Source organism: Streptomyces sp. NPDC088400, from assembly GCF_044753355.1.
Lineage (GTDB): Bacteria > Actinomycetota > Actinomycetes > Streptomycetales > Streptomycetaceae > Streptomyces.
Map to the genome: position 1 here is coordinate 225,896 of NZ_JBIVMZ010000011.1, position 17,759 is coordinate 243,654.

The 17,759-nt window shown below is 68.6% G+C and carries 20 protein-coding genes; 5 read left to right on the forward strand and 15 right to left on the reverse strand.

All coding sequences use genetic code 11. The annotated features are described in order from the left end of the window. Positions 1-40: 40 nt before the first annotated feature. Positions 41-1,087, forward strand: a complete 1,047-nt coding sequence (locus ACIQD6_RS26495; RefSeq protein WP_401886598.1) for a LacI family DNA-binding transcriptional regulator — start codon at positions 41-43, stop codon at positions 1,085-1,087. 112 nt (positions 1,088-1,199) lie between these two features. On the opposite strand, the gene ACIQD6_RS26500 is transcribed toward ACIQD6_RS26495, so the two are convergent. The 3 genes from ACIQD6_RS26500 to ACIQD6_RS26510 all read right to left on the reverse strand — a co-directional run bounded on the left by ACIQD6_RS26500 (position 1,200) and on the right by ACIQD6_RS26510 (position 3,310). Beyond that, a complete protein-coding gene (locus ACIQD6_RS26500; protein ID WP_401886601.1) occupies positions 1,200-2,027 on the reverse strand; it encodes a lipase family protein in 828 nt (275 codons plus the stop codon). Positions 2,028-2,282: 255 nt separating this feature from the next. Then, positions 2,283-2,762 carry a nitroreductase family deazaflavin-dependent oxidoreductase gene (locus tag ACIQD6_RS26505; RefSeq protein WP_401886604.1) on the reverse strand — a complete coding sequence of 160 codons (480 nt, stop codon included), beginning with the start codon at positions 2,760-2,762 and terminating at the stop codon, positions 2,283-2,285. A gap of 215 nt (positions 2,763-2,977) precedes the next feature. Next, on the reverse strand, positions 2,978-3,310 hold the full coding sequence (locus ACIQD6_RS26510) for an antibiotic biosynthesis monooxygenase family protein (RefSeq protein ID WP_401886607.1): 333 nt from the start codon (positions 3,308-3,310) through the stop codon (positions 2,978-2,980). A gap of 148 nt (positions 3,311-3,458) precedes the next feature. On the opposite strand from ACIQD6_RS26510, the gene ACIQD6_RS26515 reads away from it, so the two are divergent. Beyond that, complete coding sequence (locus tag ACIQD6_RS26515) at positions 3,459-4,298, forward strand: class I SAM-dependent methyltransferase (RefSeq protein ID WP_401886610.1); 840 nt, start codon at positions 3,459-3,461, stop codon at positions 4,296-4,298. 264 nt (positions 4,299-4,562) lie between these two features. Here the strand turns inward: ACIQD6_RS26515 and ACIQD6_RS26520 are convergent, their stop codons facing one another. From ACIQD6_RS26520 to ACIQD6_RS26545, 6 genes are all read right to left on the reverse strand, one after another. Then, positions 4,563-5,273 carry an HAD family hydrolase gene (locus ACIQD6_RS26520; protein WP_401886612.1) on the reverse strand — a complete coding sequence of 237 codons (711 nt, stop codon included), beginning with the start codon at positions 5,271-5,273 and terminating at the stop codon, positions 4,563-4,565. A gap of 19 nt (positions 5,274-5,292) precedes the next feature. Continuing rightward, on the reverse strand, positions 5,293-5,985 hold the full coding sequence (locus ACIQD6_RS26525) for a phosphatase PAP2 family protein (RefSeq protein ID WP_401886615.1): 693 nt from the start codon (positions 5,983-5,985) through the stop codon (positions 5,293-5,295). Positions 5,986-6,040: 55 nt separating this feature from the next. After that, on the reverse strand, positions 6,041-6,976 hold the full coding sequence (locus tag ACIQD6_RS26530; RefSeq protein WP_401886618.1) for a M56 family metallopeptidase: 936 nt from the start codon (positions 6,974-6,976) through the stop codon (positions 6,041-6,043). A gap of 203 nt (positions 6,977-7,179) precedes the next feature. After that, positions 7,180-7,824, reverse strand: a complete 645-nt coding sequence (locus ACIQD6_RS26535; RefSeq protein WP_401886621.1) for a DUF5134 domain-containing protein — start codon at positions 7,822-7,824, stop codon at positions 7,180-7,182. A gap of 226 nt (positions 7,825-8,050) precedes the next feature. After that, positions 8,051-9,130 carry a Gfo/Idh/MocA family protein gene (locus tag ACIQD6_RS26540; protein ID WP_401886830.1) on the reverse strand — a complete coding sequence of 360 codons (1,080 nt, stop codon included), beginning with the start codon at positions 9,128-9,130 and terminating at the stop codon, positions 8,051-8,053. A 35-nt stretch (positions 9,131-9,165) separates the two neighbouring features. Continuing rightward, positions 9,166-9,825, reverse strand: coding sequence for a ThuA domain-containing protein (locus tag ACIQD6_RS26545; RefSeq protein ID WP_401886624.1), 660 nt, complete (start codon positions 9,823-9,825; stop codon positions 9,166-9,168). Positions 9,826-10,095: 270 nt separating this feature from the next. Between ACIQD6_RS26545 and ACIQD6_RS26550 the strand changes: the two genes are divergently transcribed. Further along, positions 10,096-10,644, forward strand: a complete 549-nt coding sequence (locus ACIQD6_RS26550; protein WP_401886627.1) for a GNAT family N-acetyltransferase — start codon at positions 10,096-10,098, stop codon at positions 10,642-10,644. Between the two features lie 95 nt (positions 10,645-10,739). On the opposite strand, the gene ACIQD6_RS26555 is transcribed toward ACIQD6_RS26550, so the two are convergent. Next, positions 10,740-11,423, reverse strand: a complete 684-nt coding sequence (locus ACIQD6_RS26555) for a glycerophosphodiester phosphodiesterase (protein ID WP_401886629.1) — start codon at positions 11,421-11,423, stop codon at positions 10,740-10,742. Between the two features lie 256 nt (positions 11,424-11,679). Between ACIQD6_RS26555 and ACIQD6_RS26560 the strand changes: the two genes are divergently transcribed. Continuing rightward, on the forward strand, positions 11,680-13,098 hold the full coding sequence (locus tag ACIQD6_RS26560; RefSeq protein ID WP_401886632.1) for a DUF6421 family protein: 1,419 nt from the start codon (positions 11,680-11,682) through the stop codon (positions 13,096-13,098). Between the two features lie 496 nt (positions 13,099-13,594). On the opposite strand, the gene ACIQD6_RS26565 is transcribed toward ACIQD6_RS26560, so the two are convergent. From ACIQD6_RS26565 to tgmA, 3 genes are read right to left on the reverse strand one after another with little or no spacing between them, the layout of a single operon-like run. Continuing rightward, positions 13,595-14,725 (reverse strand): methyltransferase domain-containing protein, encoded by a 1,131-nt coding sequence (locus ACIQD6_RS26565; protein WP_401886635.1) that lies wholly within the window; start codon positions 14,723-14,725, stop codon positions 13,595-13,597. A 17-nt stretch (positions 14,726-14,742) separates the two neighbouring features. Continuing rightward, positions 14,743-15,681 carry an ATP-grasp ribosomal peptide maturase gene (gene tgmB / locus ACIQD6_RS26570; protein ID WP_401886638.1) on the reverse strand — a complete coding sequence of 313 codons (939 nt, stop codon included), beginning with the start codon at positions 15,679-15,681 and terminating at the stop codon, positions 14,743-14,745. 31 nt (positions 15,682-15,712) lie between these two features. After that, positions 15,713-15,949, reverse strand: coding sequence for a putative ATP-grasp-modified RiPP (gene tgmA / locus ACIQD6_RS26575; RefSeq protein ID WP_401886639.1), 237 nt, complete (start codon positions 15,947-15,949; stop codon positions 15,713-15,715). Between the two features lie 340 nt (positions 15,950-16,289). Here tgmA and ACIQD6_RS26580 point away from each other — a divergent pair, with 340 nt between their 5' ends. Beyond that, positions 16,290-16,472 carry a hypothetical protein gene (locus ACIQD6_RS26580; protein WP_401886642.1) on the forward strand — a complete coding sequence of 61 codons (183 nt, stop codon included), beginning with the start codon at positions 16,290-16,292 and terminating at the stop codon, positions 16,470-16,472. A gap of 90 nt (positions 16,473-16,562) precedes the next feature. Here ACIQD6_RS26580 and ACIQD6_RS26585 read toward each other — a convergent pair whose 3' ends face one another. Together ACIQD6_RS26585 and ACIQD6_RS26590 are read right to left on the reverse strand one after the other, a co-directional pair. Beyond that, entirely contained in the window at positions 16,563-17,096 is a 534-nt protein-coding gene (locus ACIQD6_RS26585) for an NUDIX hydrolase (RefSeq protein WP_401886644.1), read from the reverse strand. Beyond that, positions 17,093-17,455, reverse strand: a complete 363-nt coding sequence (locus tag ACIQD6_RS26590; RefSeq protein WP_401886647.1) for a hypothetical protein — start codon at positions 17,453-17,455, stop codon at positions 17,093-17,095. Before ACIQD6_RS26590 ends, ACIQD6_RS26585 begins: the two co-directional genes overlap by 4 nt. Positions 17,456-17,759 lie beyond the last annotated feature (304 nt).

Consider the following 17,759-nt stretch of genomic DNA (forward strand, 5'->3'; position numbering starts at 1 on the left):
CAACGCATCAAAAATCCATCATCGGCTCTTGGGATCAGTCATGCGACACCGCTACCCGATCAGGGAAATCGCCCGGCAGGCCGGACTGAGCACGGCCACGGTCGACCGCGTCCTCAACCAGCGGGGCAACGTGACGGAGAGCACCATCAGCGAGGTGCACGAAGCCATCAAGGACCTGGACCGCCAGCAGAGCCAGGTCCGGCTCGGCGGCCGTACCTTCATGATCGACATCGTGATGCAGACCCCGGAGCGGTTCTCCACCGCGATTCGGGACGCACTCGAAGCCGAACTGCCCTCCCTGCATCCCGCTCATGTGCGCTCCCGTTTCCACTTCCGGGAGGTCTGTCCTCCCGAGGAGCTGACCGGAGCCCTGGACAAGATCGCGAAGCGTGGTACGCAGGGCGTGATCCTCAAGGCCCCCGACGAGCCGGAGGTCGCGGCCGCGGTCGGCCGGCTGGTCGCGGCCGGCATCCCCGTCGTCACCCTGGTGTCCGACCTGCCCCACAGCGCTCGCCTGGCGTACGTCGGCATCGACAACCGCGCGGCCGGCGCCACTGCCGCCTACCTCCTCGATCAGTGGCTCGGCAAGCGGCCCGGCAACGTGCTCACCACCATCAGCCGGGGCTCTTTCCGGGGCGAGGAGGAACGCGAGATGGGCTTCCGCAGCACGATGCGCCTCGCCGATCCCGGACGAACCCTGGTGGAGGTCACCGACAGCGACGGCCTGGACGCCACTCAGCACGATCTCGTTCTGGAGGCCCTCAAGCGGGACAAGGACATCATCGCCGTCTACTCCGCGGGCGGAGGCAATCTCGCCACCCTCGGCGCCTTCGACGCGCTCGGGCAGGAGTGCGCGGTGTTCATCGCGCACGACCTCGACCACGACAACACCCGGCTACTGCGGGAGCGCCGCCTTTCCGCGGTCCTCCACCACGACCTGCGCCAGGACATGCGTCGCGCCTGCCAGATCATCATGCGCGCCCACAAGGCGCTCCCCGACGACGGCCCCTCGCTGCCCTCGGCGATCCAGGTGGTCACGCCGTTCAACATGCCACCGGGTGTTCCGGCCGTGCCGGCCGTCGACTGAAACCCGCCGCGTGCCTTCGCTCGGGTGTGTGTGCCGCAGCGGTCCACACTCCCGGAGAAGTGCGGTGGCCCGACGCACTGATCACCGACGTGTCCGGTCCGCGCGGCGCTGCTCAGCCGGTGTTGGCGAGGTTCTTCTCGAACGCGGCCAGGTAGTTCGGCAGATGGTGATCCTTGACGGCGTCGGTCTCGGGAGCGAACAGGTCGGCGCGCAGTCCCTTGGCCCGGTCCAGCAGACCGGCCAACAGCGGCATGGTCTCGTGGAGCTTGCCGTCGGCGTCGAAGTAGCGGAGCGCGTCCACGTGCGTGAAGACAGGCTCGGGCGGGAGATGCGGGACGATGTCGTTGTTGTTGACGAAGCGGTAGCAGCGTTTCCTGAAAGCCTTGTTGTGCACGCCGGCGAGCAGCCGTTCGCAGGTGCGGGGCTGGCCGAAGGTGTAGACGCCGTCGGGCAGCAGTCGCGGTTCTTCCAGGTACAGGCGGGTGCCGGCCAGCATCGCGAGGGCTCCGCCGAGGCTGTGGCCGGTGAACCAGATGCTCTGTCCGTCGGTGCGCAGTTCCTGGATGGTGTCGCGGATCTGGGGATAGACGGACTGCAGCGCCTGGTGGAAGCCGTAGTGGACGAAACCCTTGTTCGCGGGTCCGGGAACGGGCGGGGTGTTGACGTCGGTGAGCCAGTCGTAGATCTTCAGGACCTCGGTGCCCCGGAAACCGGCGACGATCATACGGTCGCCGGCCATGACGTAGGCCTGGGTGTCCTCGATCGGGAACGGCATGCGGTGCGTCGACTCGAAGTGCCGCACCTCGTCGAATCCCCATGCGGAGGCCTGGGCCTCGATGCCGCCTCGGTCCAGCGAGGCCAGTCCGGCCGCCTGTGCCATCCAGTAGGCGTGCGGGAGAGAGTAGTGGGTCGTCGAGTGGTCCAGGGCGGGAATCGGCATCGGTGTCCTCCGGGAGATCCGCAGCGGGTCGTCCAGCAACGTAGCCCGCGCACGAACGAGGAGGGGCCGACCGCGCCCACGACCACCCGTACGGGGTCGGTCATCGGCGACCGGGAGTCCGCAGGCCCACTGGCATGGGCACGTCTGGTGAAACGTGCCCATGCCACGCGCGCGGGCCTCTTGCCGGTCATGGGGCGACCAGTGGCTCTCAAGGACAGAGCGACACTCTGGTCACCGGTGAAGCGGTTGTCCCGGTCAGTGCTCCTCGGGCGCCGGCTCCAGGACGAAGACCGGGATCTCACGATCCGTCTTCCGCTGATAATCGGCATAGTCGGGGAACGCCTCGACCGCTCTGGCCCACCACACGGCCTTCTCGTTCCCCGTCACCTCACGAGCCAGCATGTCCTGGCGCACCGGGCCGTCCTGAAGCTCCACCCGGGGGTCGGCCACCACGTTGTAGTACCAGACCGGGTGCTTCGGGGCCCCTCCCAGAGAGGCGACCACGGCGTAGAGGCCGTCGTGCTCCACCCGCATGAGCGGGGACTTGCGGATCTTGCCGCTCTTCGCGCCGAGGGTGGTCAGGACGACGACAGGCATGTCCCGCCGCTTCGCGTCGTCCGGACCGACCATGCTGCGCAGCGTCGTTCCTTCCGTACCACCGGAGCTCTCGTACAGCTCCACCTGGTCACGTACCATCTGCGTCGCGCTCGGCTCGTACTCGCCTTTGAGTGGCATGTCGTTCTCTCCGTGATGTCGAAGAATCGTTGTGCCATGGAACGCACGAGGCGGGAGCGAAACTTCCCCGACGCGCCGGGTCGGCCCAGCGGGTTCTCGAGCTCCGCAGAGGCGCGTCACGCTCGACGCGCCTCCATACGAAACGTCATAAGCCCTGAGCTGCTGACTTCTACCCGCGCGCCGCAGGCGCGTCCGCGTCCCGGCGATTCACCGTGTCACGCGCCGTCGGCGGCCTTCGGTGAGGCCTGCTGGACCACCTCGAAGGACCACAGGCTGGAGCCGGAAGCGGCCGGCTTCTGCTGGGCGCCGTCTCCGCCGCGCTGGTGGGCGGCCTTCATCGGACCCTCCATCCACGCCTGGAAGTCGGCCTCGCTGCGCCAGCGGGTGTAGACGAGATACTGGTCGGTGCCCTCGACCGGGCGCAGCAGTTCGAACCATTCGAAGCCGTCGGAATTCTCCACCGACCCCGCGCGCGACGCGAAGCGCTTCTCGAGCACCTCGCGCTGTTCCGCCGGGACCTGCAACACATTGATCTTGACGATGCTCATGCCCCTATCTTGCCTCAGCGCGCCGAGCCGTCCGAGCCGGGCGTGGAATGATCGCGACGGTGGACAGGAGACGGTGGGCAGGACACGTCCGCGTCGGAAAGAGGCGGATCCGGAAAGAGGCGGATCCGGAAAGAGACGGGATGTCGGCATGGTCAAGGGCTGGGAGTGGGACGACACGTTGTTCCTTGGATCGGCCTCCTATTACCAGCGGGGGAGGCTCCCGTACGCACCCGGGCTCCCGGACGTACTGGCCGAGAACCTCATGCTCGACGGCCGGGGGCGCCTCATCGACGTGGGGTGCGGTCCGGGCACTCTGGCCCTGAGCCTGTCGCACTTGTTCGGTGACGTCGTCGGCGTGGACCCGGACAGCGGGATGATCGCCGAAGCGCGGCGACGGGCCGACGAGGCGGGCGCGCTCGGCAGGACCCGGTGGATTCGGGCCCGTGCCGAGGAACTCCCCGCCGGCCTCGGGACTTTCACCGTCGCGACCTTCGGGCAGTCCTTCCACTGGATGGACCGCGACGCGGTGGCGTCAACCGTCAAGGGCATGCTCCGGACCGGTGGGGCTTTCGTGCACATCGCCGACGTGAAGACGGAGACCCCGTCCGTCGACGGCCTCCCGCACCCCGTGGTCCCGTATTCCGCTGTCACGAGCCTCACCAGGCAGTACCTCGGGCCGGTCCGACGAGCCGGTCGCGGACTACTCCTGCACGGAACACCCGGTGACGAGGCCGCCGTGCTCACTCGCGCGGGATTCACCGGTCCGCAGCGGCATGTCGTGCCCGGCGGGCAGGTCTGGGAACGTACCCGCGAGGATGTCGCCGCATGGGTGTTCTCACTCTCGTCCTCGGCGCCGCACTTGTTCGGCGGGCGTCGCGACGCCTTTGAGGCAGACCTCGATCGGCTGCTTCGGGATGCCTCCCCCTCCGGCCGGTTTTCCGAACGCCTGCCGAGCACCGAGGTCTTCGTCTGGCGAAAGCCGCGGTAAGTACCGCAGCCCCAAGTACCGCAGCCCCAAGTACCGCAGCCCCAAGTACCGCAGCCCCAAGTACCGCTGCCATCGCCGAGTTCGCCAGTACCTCGTCGGGGTGATCCCCAACAAGGCGCCTTGGCGTATGCGCGGGACCGCCCCGTCGTGGGATGTCGCTCATCCGGGTGGTCCCCGGGGGATTCCCGGTTCAGGATCCCCCGGGGAGTGCGGACTCCGGGCGTGGTGAAGAAGATCAGTGAGCCCGTCGCCGCTCAACATGCCCTATGGCAGCGGCCCCTGGCCCGCCAGGGAGATCACCGGCCGCAGGCCCGCCGGGCGTTCCTCCACCGGCAGATGGTCCACGAAATGAACCGAGCAGCCCAGATCCGCCGCTCCGCCGTCCGCCCCGCGGTCGTCCCCGACCATCAGCACGTCGTACGGATCCTGACCCAGCTCCTCGCAGGCCACCCGGAAGAGCCGCGTGTCCGGTTTCTGGATGCCGTGCTCGTACGACAGCACATACGCGTCCACGAAGGCGTCCAGGCCATGGGCGCGGAAGACGGGCCGCAGGTCCCAGCCGATATTGCTGACCACGGCGATACCGACACCGCCGCGCCGCAACGTGCCGAGCACCTCGGCGGCGTCGCCGTAGGGCCGCCAGGCGTCCGGGGTCATATGACGGTCGTAGAGCGCGTCGTACAGGTCGGGAGAGGGCAGGGGCACCTGCCGGGCGAGCCCGGTGTACGCGGCGCGGTGCCGCTCGGCGCTCTCGTCGCGGGTGGCCCACACGTCGGCCAGGTCCGGTGGCACCTGCTGCGGGGACGGCCCGCCGGGCAGAGCGCCCGCCACGGCCAGCCGCAGCGCGTCCCGCCGTACCTCGTCGGGCGCCATGGTGACACCCGACTCGTTGAGCACGGCTCGCAGCCAGGATCCCGCGGATTCGATACGGAAGAGGGTTCCGGAGAAGTCGAAGAGCACACCCTTGTAGGTCATGCGTCCGATCCTTGCGGGGTCACCGCTCCCTGGACAAGGTCACGCGTCCGTACGTGGCGATCGAAAACGCGACCAGGCATCCGCCGAGCAGCCAGCCGGCCAGCACGTCCGAACTCCAGTGCACCCCCAGCCACAACCGGGTGAAGCCCACCCCGACCACCGAGACAGCCGCGACGGTCAGCGCCGTACGCCACACCCAACGGGCCACATCCTGGCGCCGTACCAGCCACAGCAGCAGCCCGCAGGTCACCGTGGCCGTCATGGCGTGTCCGGACGGGAACGCCGCGAAATGCGCCGAGTCGACCGGGTCGGGCCAGTGCGGGCGCTCCCGCCCCACTGTGGCCTTCATCACCTGTGAGATCCCGGCGCCGACCGCGCTCGTCGCCGCGACCCAGACGGCGAGCAGCCGTTCGCCCCGCAGCCACACCGTGACCACGGCGACCGCCGTGAGGATACGCATCGTCCAGGGGTCCCAGACCCAGTCGCTGAACACCCGGTTGGTCCGGGTGAGCGCCGGATCGGCCACCGCCCAGCGGTGCAGTGTGTCCGCGACCAGCCGGTCGAAGGAGAACAGCGGGCCCCAGCGTGCGACGACAAGAGCGACGAGCACGGCCGAGAAGACGGCCAGCAGGGCGGCCGTACGGGCGGGAGTGACGAGCGGTGGCCGGGCCGGGGGAGCGGGGGCGGGTGAGGGAAGCGACGGCGAGTGCATGGGGTGATCCTCGCCGACGACGCGCGGGCCGCGCCAACCCGGCCCCGCGGCTGCGTCAACCCAGCGCGCGGAGTGCCGGTACGAAGGCGACCAGCAGCGGAATCACCGGCACCGCCGCGGCCGCTGCGGTCAGCCGCAGCCGACGGCCCGCGGTGAGCCGGGGCACGGGGGACAGCAGCCGGTTCACCCGCTGCGGCAACAGCCCGTTCGGAGTGGTGGTGGGCCCGAACACGCCACGTTCCTCGTTCAGTTCGAACAGGGCGAGCGCGATCGTCAGCCGGCCGAAGCGCCGGGACGCGACATCGTCCGCCGCCAACTCGACCAGCCGGTGCATCTCGTCGCGGAACGCCGCGAACACCGGCACCTGCGGGAAACCGTTCGCGAGCGCTCCGGAGCAGTGCAGCAACCAGTCGTGCCGGGCGCGCGCGTGGCCCTCCTCATGGGCGAGTACGGCATCGAGTTGACGGCCCTTCAGGCGACGCAACGCGGCCGTGGTGATGACCAGTTGGGGCGCGGCGCCGGGCAGCCACCAGGCGTCGGGGCGCTCACCCTCCAGGACCACGAGCGGCTCGCCGCCCGGCTCCTCGCCGGGCAGGACGGGGGAGCGTACGAGCAGCTCGGCGCGGCGCTGCCGGCGCCTGCGGCGCGACCGGTGGATCTCCCGGGTGAGCATCGCCACCGTCCACAGGCCGCCGCCCGCCAGGAGCACGGCGAGCATGGCCGGCCAGGGCTGGTGCGAGCCGAAGGCGTAGGCCTCCACGACGCCGCGCGGCGCGGGCGCGAAGATGTGGCCCCGTACGGCCTGCCAGGCGGTGGCCGCGCTGAGGACCATGGAGAGTGCGAAGCTCAGCAGAACGGCAGCCACGACGCACTGCCACACCCACAACGCCACCACGGGCTCTCGCTCCGGCCACTCGGCGCGTGAAAGGAGCCGCGGGGCGACGACGGCGGCCAGTGCGCCGAGCAGTAGCAGCGCCAGGGAGACCATCATGAACGACAGACTATGAGGGCCTTGCTACTGAGGGGTATGGCCTTTCCTGGCATGTGACCCATGACACGTTTCGGAATGTGCGAGACGATGTCGGTACGGGGTCGGTGGACGCGGAGCGGACGACACAGGGCAGACCGGATTCGAGCCGATTCGGGCGGGATTCGAGCCGATTCGGGCTGATTCCAGTCGGACTTGCGCCGGGCTCAGAGCGTGAGCAGCATCGCCAGCGTGGCGAGCCCCATGGACAGTCGGCACGCCAGCCCCAGTTCGGGCCGGTCGCCCCAGGCAAGGGCGGCCCCGCCACCGCCCGTTGAACCGGCGGTGGCCGGTCCCGGCAGCAGCCGGGCACCGGTCCCCAGCACATAACCGGCGTAATAGATCAGCAGCGCTCCGGTGAGCAGCGGTATACCTCCCGCCACGGACATGCCGGCCATCGTGCCGGTCATCCCGCTGTGCGCCCCGGTCGCCCCGGGTGCCCCTGCCGTCCCGGCCGTCTCTCCGGACGCGGCGGCCATGGCCACGGCCATGTAGACCATGACCAGCGTTCCCAGCAGATGATGCAGGTGGTGGCGCAGGCGGTGCGGACGGTGCGAATTTCCGCGGGCCGAGACGAGCGTGTGCAGCGCCGCGCCGCTGAACACCACCGCGTACGCCAGCCACATCCACGAGGGCGGCGCCAGTACGGCCGCGGGCACGGCCATGGCCGCCATCCCGAAGCCCATCAGCGCCTCGCCACCCGCCGAACTGCGCTGTTCGTCCACGCTGCTGCGCATCCGGAGCAGACAGTAGCCCCCGGCCGCCGCGCAGAGCGCGACAAGCAACCAGCCGGCCGTCACCGGTCCGTGCATCGCGCACCCCGTCCCCGCCCGCCCAAAAGGTGTCGGGAGGTGTGATGCCCCCCGCGCCCGAAGCGCATACGGGCGTATACGGGCGCAGGGGGACACGGGGGGAGCGCACCGGGGGGACACGGACAGGTTTCCCCAGGCCCTCGGCTCGCGGGCGCTTGCGGGCGTTCGCAGGCGGCCGACTCCCGGGCAGGGGATCCCGTGGGCAGCCCCTGGCTTCCGCCTCCGGCTACCTGTCCCGGACCCCGGTCCCGAGGTCCTCACGGGGCACCAACTCCGGTCTGCCGCAGCTGCTTTCCACAGTGAGGCCCACGCCTTCCCGCGCCGAGTCGAGCAGCGTCAGCATGATGTCGAGGACATGGCGCGCCAGTTCGGCGGAGGCCCGGTGCGGGCGGCCCGTGGCGAGCGCCTCGGCCAGGTCGGCGAGGCCCGTACCCCGACCCGCTCCCGCGTATCCCGCCGAGACGGTGAGAGGCTCCCATTCCCCGCCGGCCCGGTGCAGTTCCACCGGCCCGTCGAAGCCGTTGGGGTCAGGCACCGAGAGCGATCCCGCGGTGCCGTGCACCTCGATGCGTGGCAGCCGCGCCGCGTGGATGTCGAAGCTCATCACCAGCGTGGTGAGCGCCCCGCCCGCGTGCCGCAGGACTCCGGTGACATGCGTGTCCACCTCGACGGCGAACCGCTCGCCCGCCCGTGGCCCGCTGCCGATCTCGCGTATGCCCCGGGGCCGGGAGGCCGCGCCGGTGACCTGCACGACCGGACCCAGCAGATGGACGAGCGCGGAGAGGTAGTACGGCCCCATGTCGAGCAGCGGCCCGCCGCCCGGCCGGTAGTAGAACTCCGGGCCGGGGTGCCAGCGTTCGTGTCCCGGGGTGGTCATGAAGGCCGTCGCGGCGATCGGCACGCCGATCAGCCCGTCGTCCACCGCCTTGCGTGCCGTCTGGAGGCCGGTGCCGAGGACCGTGTCGGGCGCGCAGCCGATCCGTAACCCGGCGGCCGCGTCCAGCAGCCCGTTCGCCTCCTGACGGGTGGTGGCGAGCGGTTTCTCCCCGTAGACGTGCTTGCCCCCGGCGAGCGCGGTCCGGGCCACTTCCGCGTGGACCGCCGGGATCGTCAGATTGAGTACGGCGTCGACATCGGGGCGGTCCACCAGCGCGGCCACCGAGCCGGCGACCGCCACTCCCGGGACCCGGGCCGCCACCGCCTCGGCGCGGCCCGTATCGAGATCGGTGACGGCCGTGAGCGTCACGTTCTCCAGCCGCTCCAGCGTGTCCAGATAGGCGCCGCTGATCGCGCCCGCGCCCACCATGCCGACCCTCAGCGGTTCGCCTCTCACACCGGTCCTCAGCGGCTCGCCCACAGCAGGCCCCTCTCGGTGAGCGCCCGTACCTCGGGCACGTCGAAGTCGTCCGGCTTGTGGCCGATCGCGGAGACGAAGACCCGCCCCGCTCCCCAGGTCCTGGTCCAGACGGCGGGCATGGTGACCGGCCGCGACCGTTCCTCGTCCGCCGCGAACTCGGTGGTCGCCAGGACGTCGATCAGCGGGTCCGTGGCCACCCAGTACTTCTCCGTATGGACGCGGAAGTCGGTGAGTCCGGCGATGACCGGGTGGTCGGCGCGCTCCTTGACCAGCGCGACCTCGTGGTCCAGGAAGCCGGACGGATGCATCAGGAACTGGCCGCCGGTGAGCAGTTGGTAGCCGACGTCGCCGCGGAAGGAGTCCACGATCCCGCCGTGCCAGCCCGCCAGCCCGGTGCCGGCGCGAACGGCCGCTGCGAGTCCGGTGCTCTGTTCCTGGGTGATCTCGCCCATCGTCCAGCACTGCACCACCAGGTCGGTGGCGGCGAGCAGTTCGGCATCGGTGTAGACGTCCAGGGTCTCGGAGACCCGGACGTCGTAGCCGTGGTCGCGGAGGAAGGGCAGGAAGAGTTCCGTGATCGTCACGGGCTGGTGTCCCTCCCAGCCGCCACGGACGACAAGAGCCCTTCGGGCGTCGGATATCACGGTCGTCGCACACTCCCATCGGTCATCGCGGCACACGTGGACCGCGGCTCATGTGGGTACTCGCGGTCGTCGAGTCGCGCGGCACGCGCCGACGGCCGTCCGTCCTGCCCTCGTACGTCGATGACCATGCCCGTCGTGGTCCGTCCCTACGCGCGGTGAGGGCGCCCACACGGCGAGAGGGGCCCGCGTGCCCGCGTTAGGCTGCGGACGTCACGTTCCCGCCTCGGACCGGACGTTCCCGCCGCAGACCGGATTTGGAGACCGCCTCCCATGGACACCGCCCCGCGCCCCGTCGGCGAACTCACCTACCGGGATGCCGTGGCAGCCGATACGGAGGCGGTCGTCGCCCTTGTGGAGTCGGCCTACCGGGGGGACAGCAGCCGCACCGGATGGACCACGGAGGCGGACATCCTGGAAGGGCAGCGGACCGACCCGCAGGGGGTGCTCGACGTGATCGAGGCGCCCGGCAGCCGACTGCTGATGGTCGAGCGGGACGGCGAGCTGGTCGCCTGCTGTCAGCTCGAACACCGGGGAGAGGCCGCCTACTTCGGCATGTTCGCCGTACGGCCCGGAGCGCAGGGCGGTGGTCTCGGGCGGCGGATACTCGCCGAGGCGGAGCGTACGGCCCGGGCGGCCTGGGGCGTCCGTGAGATGCAGATGACCGTGATCTCTGTGCGCGAGGACCTGATCGCCTGGTACGAGCGGCGCGGTTACCGCCGTACGGGAAAGCTGTCCCCCTTCCCGTACGGCGACGAGCGCTTCGGCATCCCACAACGGGACGATCTGGCGTTCGAGCTGCTGGTCAAGTCCCTCGCCTGAGGCTTCAGGGCCCTGCCCGGCCGACCGGTGATCAGCCGGTGAACAGGCCCGGTGATCAGGCGCTGAACAGGTCAGGCGGTCGGGCGGTGAACAGGTCAGGCGGTGAACCGCCCCGTACGCCGGATCTCCGGGAAGTCCGTGGTCACCGCGTCCAGCTCGAAGGCCCGCGCCAGCCGCAGCTGCTCCTGGGTGTTCACCACCCAGCCGATGATCCCCAGCCCTTCCCCGTGCGCCCGCTCGACGACCTCCAGGGTCAGCCTGCGGATATTGAGCGCCAGCCGGTCGGCGCCCACCGCCTTGGCCCGGTCCACCACGTCCGTGCCCCAGCGGCTCGCGATCAGTACCGTACGCACGCCGGGCACCAGCGAGATGATCTCGGCGACCGCCTCGTCGTGGAACGACGACACCTCGACCCGGTCCACGAGCCCCCGCCGGTGCATGACCTCCGCCAGCGCGCGGGCCGCGGCCGCGTCCTTGATCTCGGCCTGGACCGGTGACCGTACGGCGTCCAGGACCTCCTCGAAGAGCGGGACGCGCTCGCCCAGGCCCGCGTCCAGCTCCCGCAGCTCGGCGAGGGTGTGGTCGGCGATCGCGCCCGTGCCGTCGGTCGTACGGTCCACTGCCGTGTCGTGCATGACGACGAGGGCGCCGTCCTTGCTCAGATGCAGGTCCAGCTCGATGGCGTCCATGCCCGCGCGCTCGGCGTGCGCGAAGGAGCGCATGGTGTTCTCCGGTTCGACACCCATCACTCCACGATGACCGATGGTGTGGAAACTCAAGACTGACTCGCTTCCGTCGACGGCGACTCCCGCGCGGAAGCCTAATGGTCCGCTTCCCGCACGGATACCGCCGCACACAGCCGCCGGCAGAGGGTGCGGCGAGGTGATGGATACACGTGTCTTCCCCTTGTGTCACAGGAAAAATGGCGGTGAGCATGGGGGCTCAACAGGATAATTTCTCTCATCTGAGGTTGTATAGAAGAACGAGGGGCCTATACGGTGCCTTGAGGTCAAGATCTCCTGTGGAGGAAGTGACATGACGGAAATCCTTGTGCAGGGCGGCGCTGGACCAGGCATATCCGATGCCACCCGGGTGGTTGAACACCCGGCCTGGCCGGAGCTCAGGGATGCCGTCGAGGAGATCCGCCCCTGGCAGTCGAAGGATGGATCGATCGACTTCGACGCGGAGGGCGCGCCCACGCGCGCCGTCGCCGGGGCGACGCTCGACCGGGTCGTCGCGGCGGTCGGCCGGCTCTCCCCGCTCCTCCCGCACGACGCCGCTTACCACGCGGCCCTCGCCGCGGATCTCCGCACCTGGGCGGACGGCGGATTCGGAGTGCCCGACTTCCTGGACTCGCTGCTCGCCTTCCAGCCCGCGGCGGACCGGAGGGATGGCCTCCAGCATCTCGCCGTCTTCCCCATGTACACGCAGAACGGCAATCCGGACCGCAATCTCGAAGCGGTCGTGCTGCGCATGGTCTGGCCCGACTGGCTGGCCGAGCTGGAGCGCACCCGCTACGACAATCCCCTTTTCTGTGGCATCACTTTCGAGGATTTCACCGCCGGCTACGACACCAACTCCGCGGTGTTCTTCCCGGAGACCATCGCCGTGCGCGAGGCCCCCGAGCGGTTCAGCTGGGGCGGGATCTTCTGCGACCGCGAGGCCGCCCGATTCCGCCGGGTCACCGAGGCGGCCGTGCGCACGCTCGGGCTCGAACTCCCCGACGACATCCGCGAGATGGTCGCCGACCAGGACCGCTGCCAGCAGGCCTTCGTGCTCTGGGACATGATCCACGACCGCACGCACAGCCATGGCGACCTGCCCTTCGACCCGTTCATGATCAAGCAGCGCCAGCCGTTCTGGATGTACGGCCTGGAGGAACTGCGCTGCGATCTCACCGCGTTCCGCGAGGCCGTACGGCTGGAGGCCGACGGCGTACCGCAGGGCCGCGATGTCCAGTACGCCGTGCTCTTCGACCGGATGTTCCGCTTCCCGGTCACCGGCGCGCGGGTGCGGAACTACGACGGTCTCGGCGGCCAGCTGCTCTTCGCCTACCTCCACAAGCACGAGGTGGTGCGCTGGACCGACAACACGCTGCACATCGACTGGGAGCGGGCCCCGCAGGTCACACAGCAGCTCTGCGAGGAGATCGAGGACCTCTACCGGGCCGGGATAGACCGCCCGAAACTGGTCCACTGGTTCGCCGCGTACGACCTGGTCTCGACCTATCTCGCACCGCACCCCGGCTCCCGCTGGGCCAAGGGCCCCGACGCCCTCGACGTCTCGCAGCCGCCCCGTAAACTCGTCGACGACGTGCTGCCGGACGAGTTTCCGCTCAGCATGTTCTACGAGGCACTCTCCAAGAAGCTGAAGGACGTGATCGCCTCCACCAAGGGGATTCGTGGGTCCGCTTCAGGTTTCGAGTTCGAGATCGCCAAGGGTCAGAAGCCTTGATCGGGCGCGCACGAAGGTTCCGAAGGGGTGGGGCCCGAAGGTCCACCAGAGATTGATGATCCACAAGGACGTGCGCCAGCGTCTCGTTGCCTGCGAAGATAACTTCGCTGATCGGTTCTGACCTGTAGGGAAGGCCCTCACCTCGCCGGTGGGGGCCTTCCCGCGTTTCGGGGCGGCTTCGCAGCTACGGCAGTCGAGGTCGAGGCGGAACACGGCTGTTGCGCCGGGAGTGGGAGCCTGCCCAGAGCCCGAGGACGCCCGTTCCGGCCCCTGGGAGGGCCCTGGAAGCACAGGCCCGTCATCGAGTGGAGCGGCGGGCCGCCAGCGGCGAACTGTGGGGCTTAGGGCGTTGTGACTCGACGCAATGCTTTCCCCGCGCCGTGGCGCCACCAGAAGGGGCGGGTGGCGCCACGAACAAGCTCTTCGGCTTTCGCCATGGCGATGCTAGGTGCGCTCGTGCTTGCCTGTGGCGAAGGTGAGCACGGTGGCGTTACCGTCAAAGCGTTCGGAGCGCTCCTACCTCGTTCGCGGGCTCATCGAGCCAGAGCGTGTGCGCCCCGTCCTTGTCGACCGTCAGGCCGTAGCGGTCAACGCTGGGGTGGCCGGCACTCACCCAGTGAGTGAGAAGCGGTTCGCGTTCGGCCCAGAGGTCCCGCGGGCCTCCGTGTTCAAGCTGTGCTGTTCGGACGTCGAGCAGGGTGATGCGGGCCCATGACGACGTACTCGGCTCCCAGAGACAGCTCATCTCCTGGCCACTGTCGTTCTTCAGAATGATTGTCTTGACGGTGGGGTGCGCGAGGGACGGCAGGAACTGAGCCATCTCGCCCGCGAGACCTGTGGGCAGACAGATTTCCCGCATACTGCCGGTCGACGTGATCAGCATCCTGGTGAGTTGCTGAGCCGTGGCACTGGTGCTGTCCGTGTCCGGCCGGGCCCCCATGAAGGCCGCCAACTCGGGGAGGAACTGGCCCTCCGCGCGGTGGTCGCGGTCAACGGTCAGGCGTGCGATGCCGTAGCCCACGTTCGCGACGATGACCCCGCCTGGACGAACCTGCTCTCGCCACGCGTCGGGGATGCGGTCGACGCCGCAGGTGGCCAACAGCCTGTCGTACGGGGCGTGCTCGGCGCAGCCGGCCATGCCGTCCCCGGCGATCAGCCGGGGGATGTAGCCAGCTTTTCCGAGCCGGTTCTGTGCCGCGCTCACGAGGTCGGGGTCGACATCCACCGATACGACTCGATCGCTGCCGAGGCGGTGCGCCAGGAGGGCGGCGTTGTATCCGGTGCCGACACCGATCTCCAAGACGCGGTTGTTGTCCGCCACATTCAGGGCTTCGAGCATGGTGGCCATGAGGGAGGGGCGAGTTGAGGAGCTTGTGGCGGTGCCGGAGGCGTCGAACTGGGTCAGCAGTGATGTGTCCCGGTAGGCCGCGGTGAGCCACATCGGGTCAGTCTGGTCATACCCGTGCAGTGTTCCCTGAGCTCGTACGGTGAACTTGGGTACGAACACGTGCCGGGGCACGTTGGAGAAGGCGTCAATCCAGGGCTCGGAACGCAGAGCTCCTGCGGCCGTGAGCTGGTCGGTCATCATGCGACGCAGTTCGTCAGCGGACGGTGCGGTGATGGTCATGGGTGCCTTCCAGTAGATCAGCCAGTGCGTGGGTGATGGGGGTGCGCAGCTCCGGGATGAACGCCCACTGTCCGTTCGGGATTCACGTCGATCAGGTGCCACTCCCCGCTCCTGTCAACGAGGAAGTCCAGGGCGGCGTAATGGAGGCCGAAGATGTCCAGCAGCTTGCGAACGCCTGCGGCGACCGAGTGCGGTACGTCGCAGGGCTCGTAGGTGTGGCTGTCGTAGTCGGTACGGATGTCGATGCGTGCGGCCTCCGACGAGCTGTGGATCTTGGTCGCGAAGATCTGGTCGGCGACGACCGTCAGGCGGATGTCGTACGCCTTCGGGATCCACTCCTGGAACTGGTGGGCGGTGAGGCTGACGCCGTCCGTGATCTCGGAGGCACGGACCTGGGTGGTCCACAGTGCGTACGGTTCGCCGTCGATGTCGCTGGGGGCTTCAGTGCCGAGGGCTTTGTACGCCGCAACGTGGCCGGGCAGGTTCTCGATGAAGGCGCGGGCCTCGCCGGGGTTGTTGGTGATCAGTGTTTCGGGGATACTCAGTCCACACCGGGCTGCTGTCGCGAGGGCGACGGGTTTGACTCCTGCGGTGGCGTTCATCCGAGGATGGTTGAGCCAGGTGCATTCCAGTGCTGCGAGCAGGCCGCCGAGGCCGGCACGGGCCTCGGCGGCTGCCCACTGCGCATCCTGACCCGACACGTCGGAGTGGACGCGCACTTCCGACGGGCGTCGGTAGTAGACGGAGCGGACTTGACCGAGGTCCAAGTACCGGTGCTCACCGCGTAAACCGCCACCCCAGACGCTTTTCTGGGGGCCGATGCGCGCCGCCATGACCAGGTTGTCGGGGAACTCTCCGGGGTCGAGGCGGTGCACCGGGATGCCTCGATCGTTGAGTTCGGCGATCACCAGGTCAGCGGTCGAATCGCGCGGACGAGTCAGTACCAGGACAGTCATCGGTCAAATCCTTCGCTCAGTCGGCCGCCGGTCAGTCGGTGTCCTTCTCCGTTTCCTCATCGAGCTGGCTGTCCTCCCTGGTCTGGGCCGTCGTCGTGAGCTTCGAGGCCATCGAGGGGGCGTGGATGAACGGCTGTCCGTCGTCCACGGTCACGCTGATCTGCCGTTCCGGGCAGAGGTTCAGGGCCGGGTAGGCGTCCACGTCGGGACGTACGGGGACGGCCTTGGTCAGCCCGAACGGGCGGTCCGTGACGTGACTGGCAGTCATTGAGTACTCCTTTGTCTCGTGGGAACTGCTGGGGTGCCCGGCGGCCGGACCGAAGGTTGCGCCGCTGTCCTTGGGTACTTCGGGGTGGACGACCGGGGCCTTGCTCAACCGCTCCCGAAGCCCACCGTCAGGCTTCGGGCCGGGAGTCTTTGTTCTTCACCGCGTGTTGGTGAAGGGTGGTGTGGCCTGGTGGGCTGCCTACGTCTGCTTCGTTGGCGGCCCCGGCTTCCGGCAGATGGGAAAGCTCCACGAATACGTCCCGTCCGGAGACTTCGCCTGCGGACCCGAGCCGAAGCAGTGGGCGGAACACCGTCATCGCACCGGACATAAGCCATGGTGCATGGCTCTCGAAGATCAGAATTTTATTGCCGGTGAGTCCCGTTGCTCTCATGTCGGCAATCTCGTGGTACCTGTCGCCATCGAGTTGGACGTAGTCGCCTACCTCGACATCCCGAGGCCCATCGTCCTTGCGAAGGTCCCTGGCGGATTCGTGGGGGCGTTGGCTCGGGCCGTCGGCCTGTAGTCGTACATCAGCCCCTCCAGATGCTGTAAATCAGTACGGCAGCCATGCTGCACACGGCCATGAGGTAGGAGATCTGCTCGTTCCTGGGGGTCACGGCTGCCTCGCTAGCTGCGCCCTCATACGTTCGTGGAGAAGGGGGCTGCCGAGTTCATCCAGTGGGAGCCAACTCACCTGCCTGGTTTCCACCATGGAGGGCAAGACGGCGCCCGAGTGGGTGTGGAAGAGGTATCGGAAACCGAATCGCAGACGTGTTCTGTTCTCGGTCTCCGATACTTCGATCAGGACAGGACCGTCGGCGCCGGGAGGTGTCCATGTGTCGTAGACCCCGTAGTTCTCCTTCAGCACCCGGATCGCGGTCTGAATGAGGCTGATGTCAGCGCCGTTCGGGATGTCCTCGGTGAACCCCCACCGCTTTCCGTGCCAGAGGGCGAGGGCTCGTTCCCGTTCATCGACGAGCACGGCGCCCACTCGGAGCAGGGGGCACCGCCCCTCATGGAGGCAATGACGGTGGCGCGAGTGATCGAGTAAAGCGTCGAACAAGGGTGTCATCGCTGTTCCATCGGTGGGATGGCGGTGGAGGTACCCGGTCATCTCCCTGAAGATGGCGCTCGTATCCACGCTCATGGCCGCGCCTCACCGTTGCCGCGCTCCTCGCGGTACACAGCGGCGAGCCGTTTCGTGTGGCGGGCCAACTCACGCATGTACTCGTTCGCGCCGAACTGGGTGGATTCGCGGGTAGGACGGCGCTTGAGATCCAGCAGCGCATACGCGGCCCGGTACATCTCGCGGACATCGGGGTCCTCATCGAAGCCGAGATCCAGGGTCAGCAGGTCTTCAAGGTGACGGACCAGCGAGCGGGTGGTGGCGTCGATCTGCTCTCGCTCCGGCATCATCAGCCGGATGGCGAGCGCTGAGTCCACTGTGTCCTCGACGGCTTCCATGTCGACGAGAGAGTCGGCTTCGTGCAAGCCGTTCACGCTCACGGAAAAGAACGTCGGCCCAGTCATCGCTGCGCCTCGTCTGTAGCCGGCAGTACGTACGTGTCGGAGTGCTGCCTGAGGCGGACGAGAGGAGCTGTCCACCCATCGCCGCCACCCTCCGGTCGCAGGTGGAAGATGGTGGTGTCTGTGTCTTCAGGCAGTGCGACAACAACTCCGACACAGCCCCGCGTTGTGTCGTATGCGAGGTCGCCGCGATCCGGGACCCAACCAGTCGCCGCGTCTGCCGCGCCTTGGCGCTGAGTTCTCTGTGGGGTGCATCGTCCTTCCGCCATGCGACAGACGGTAA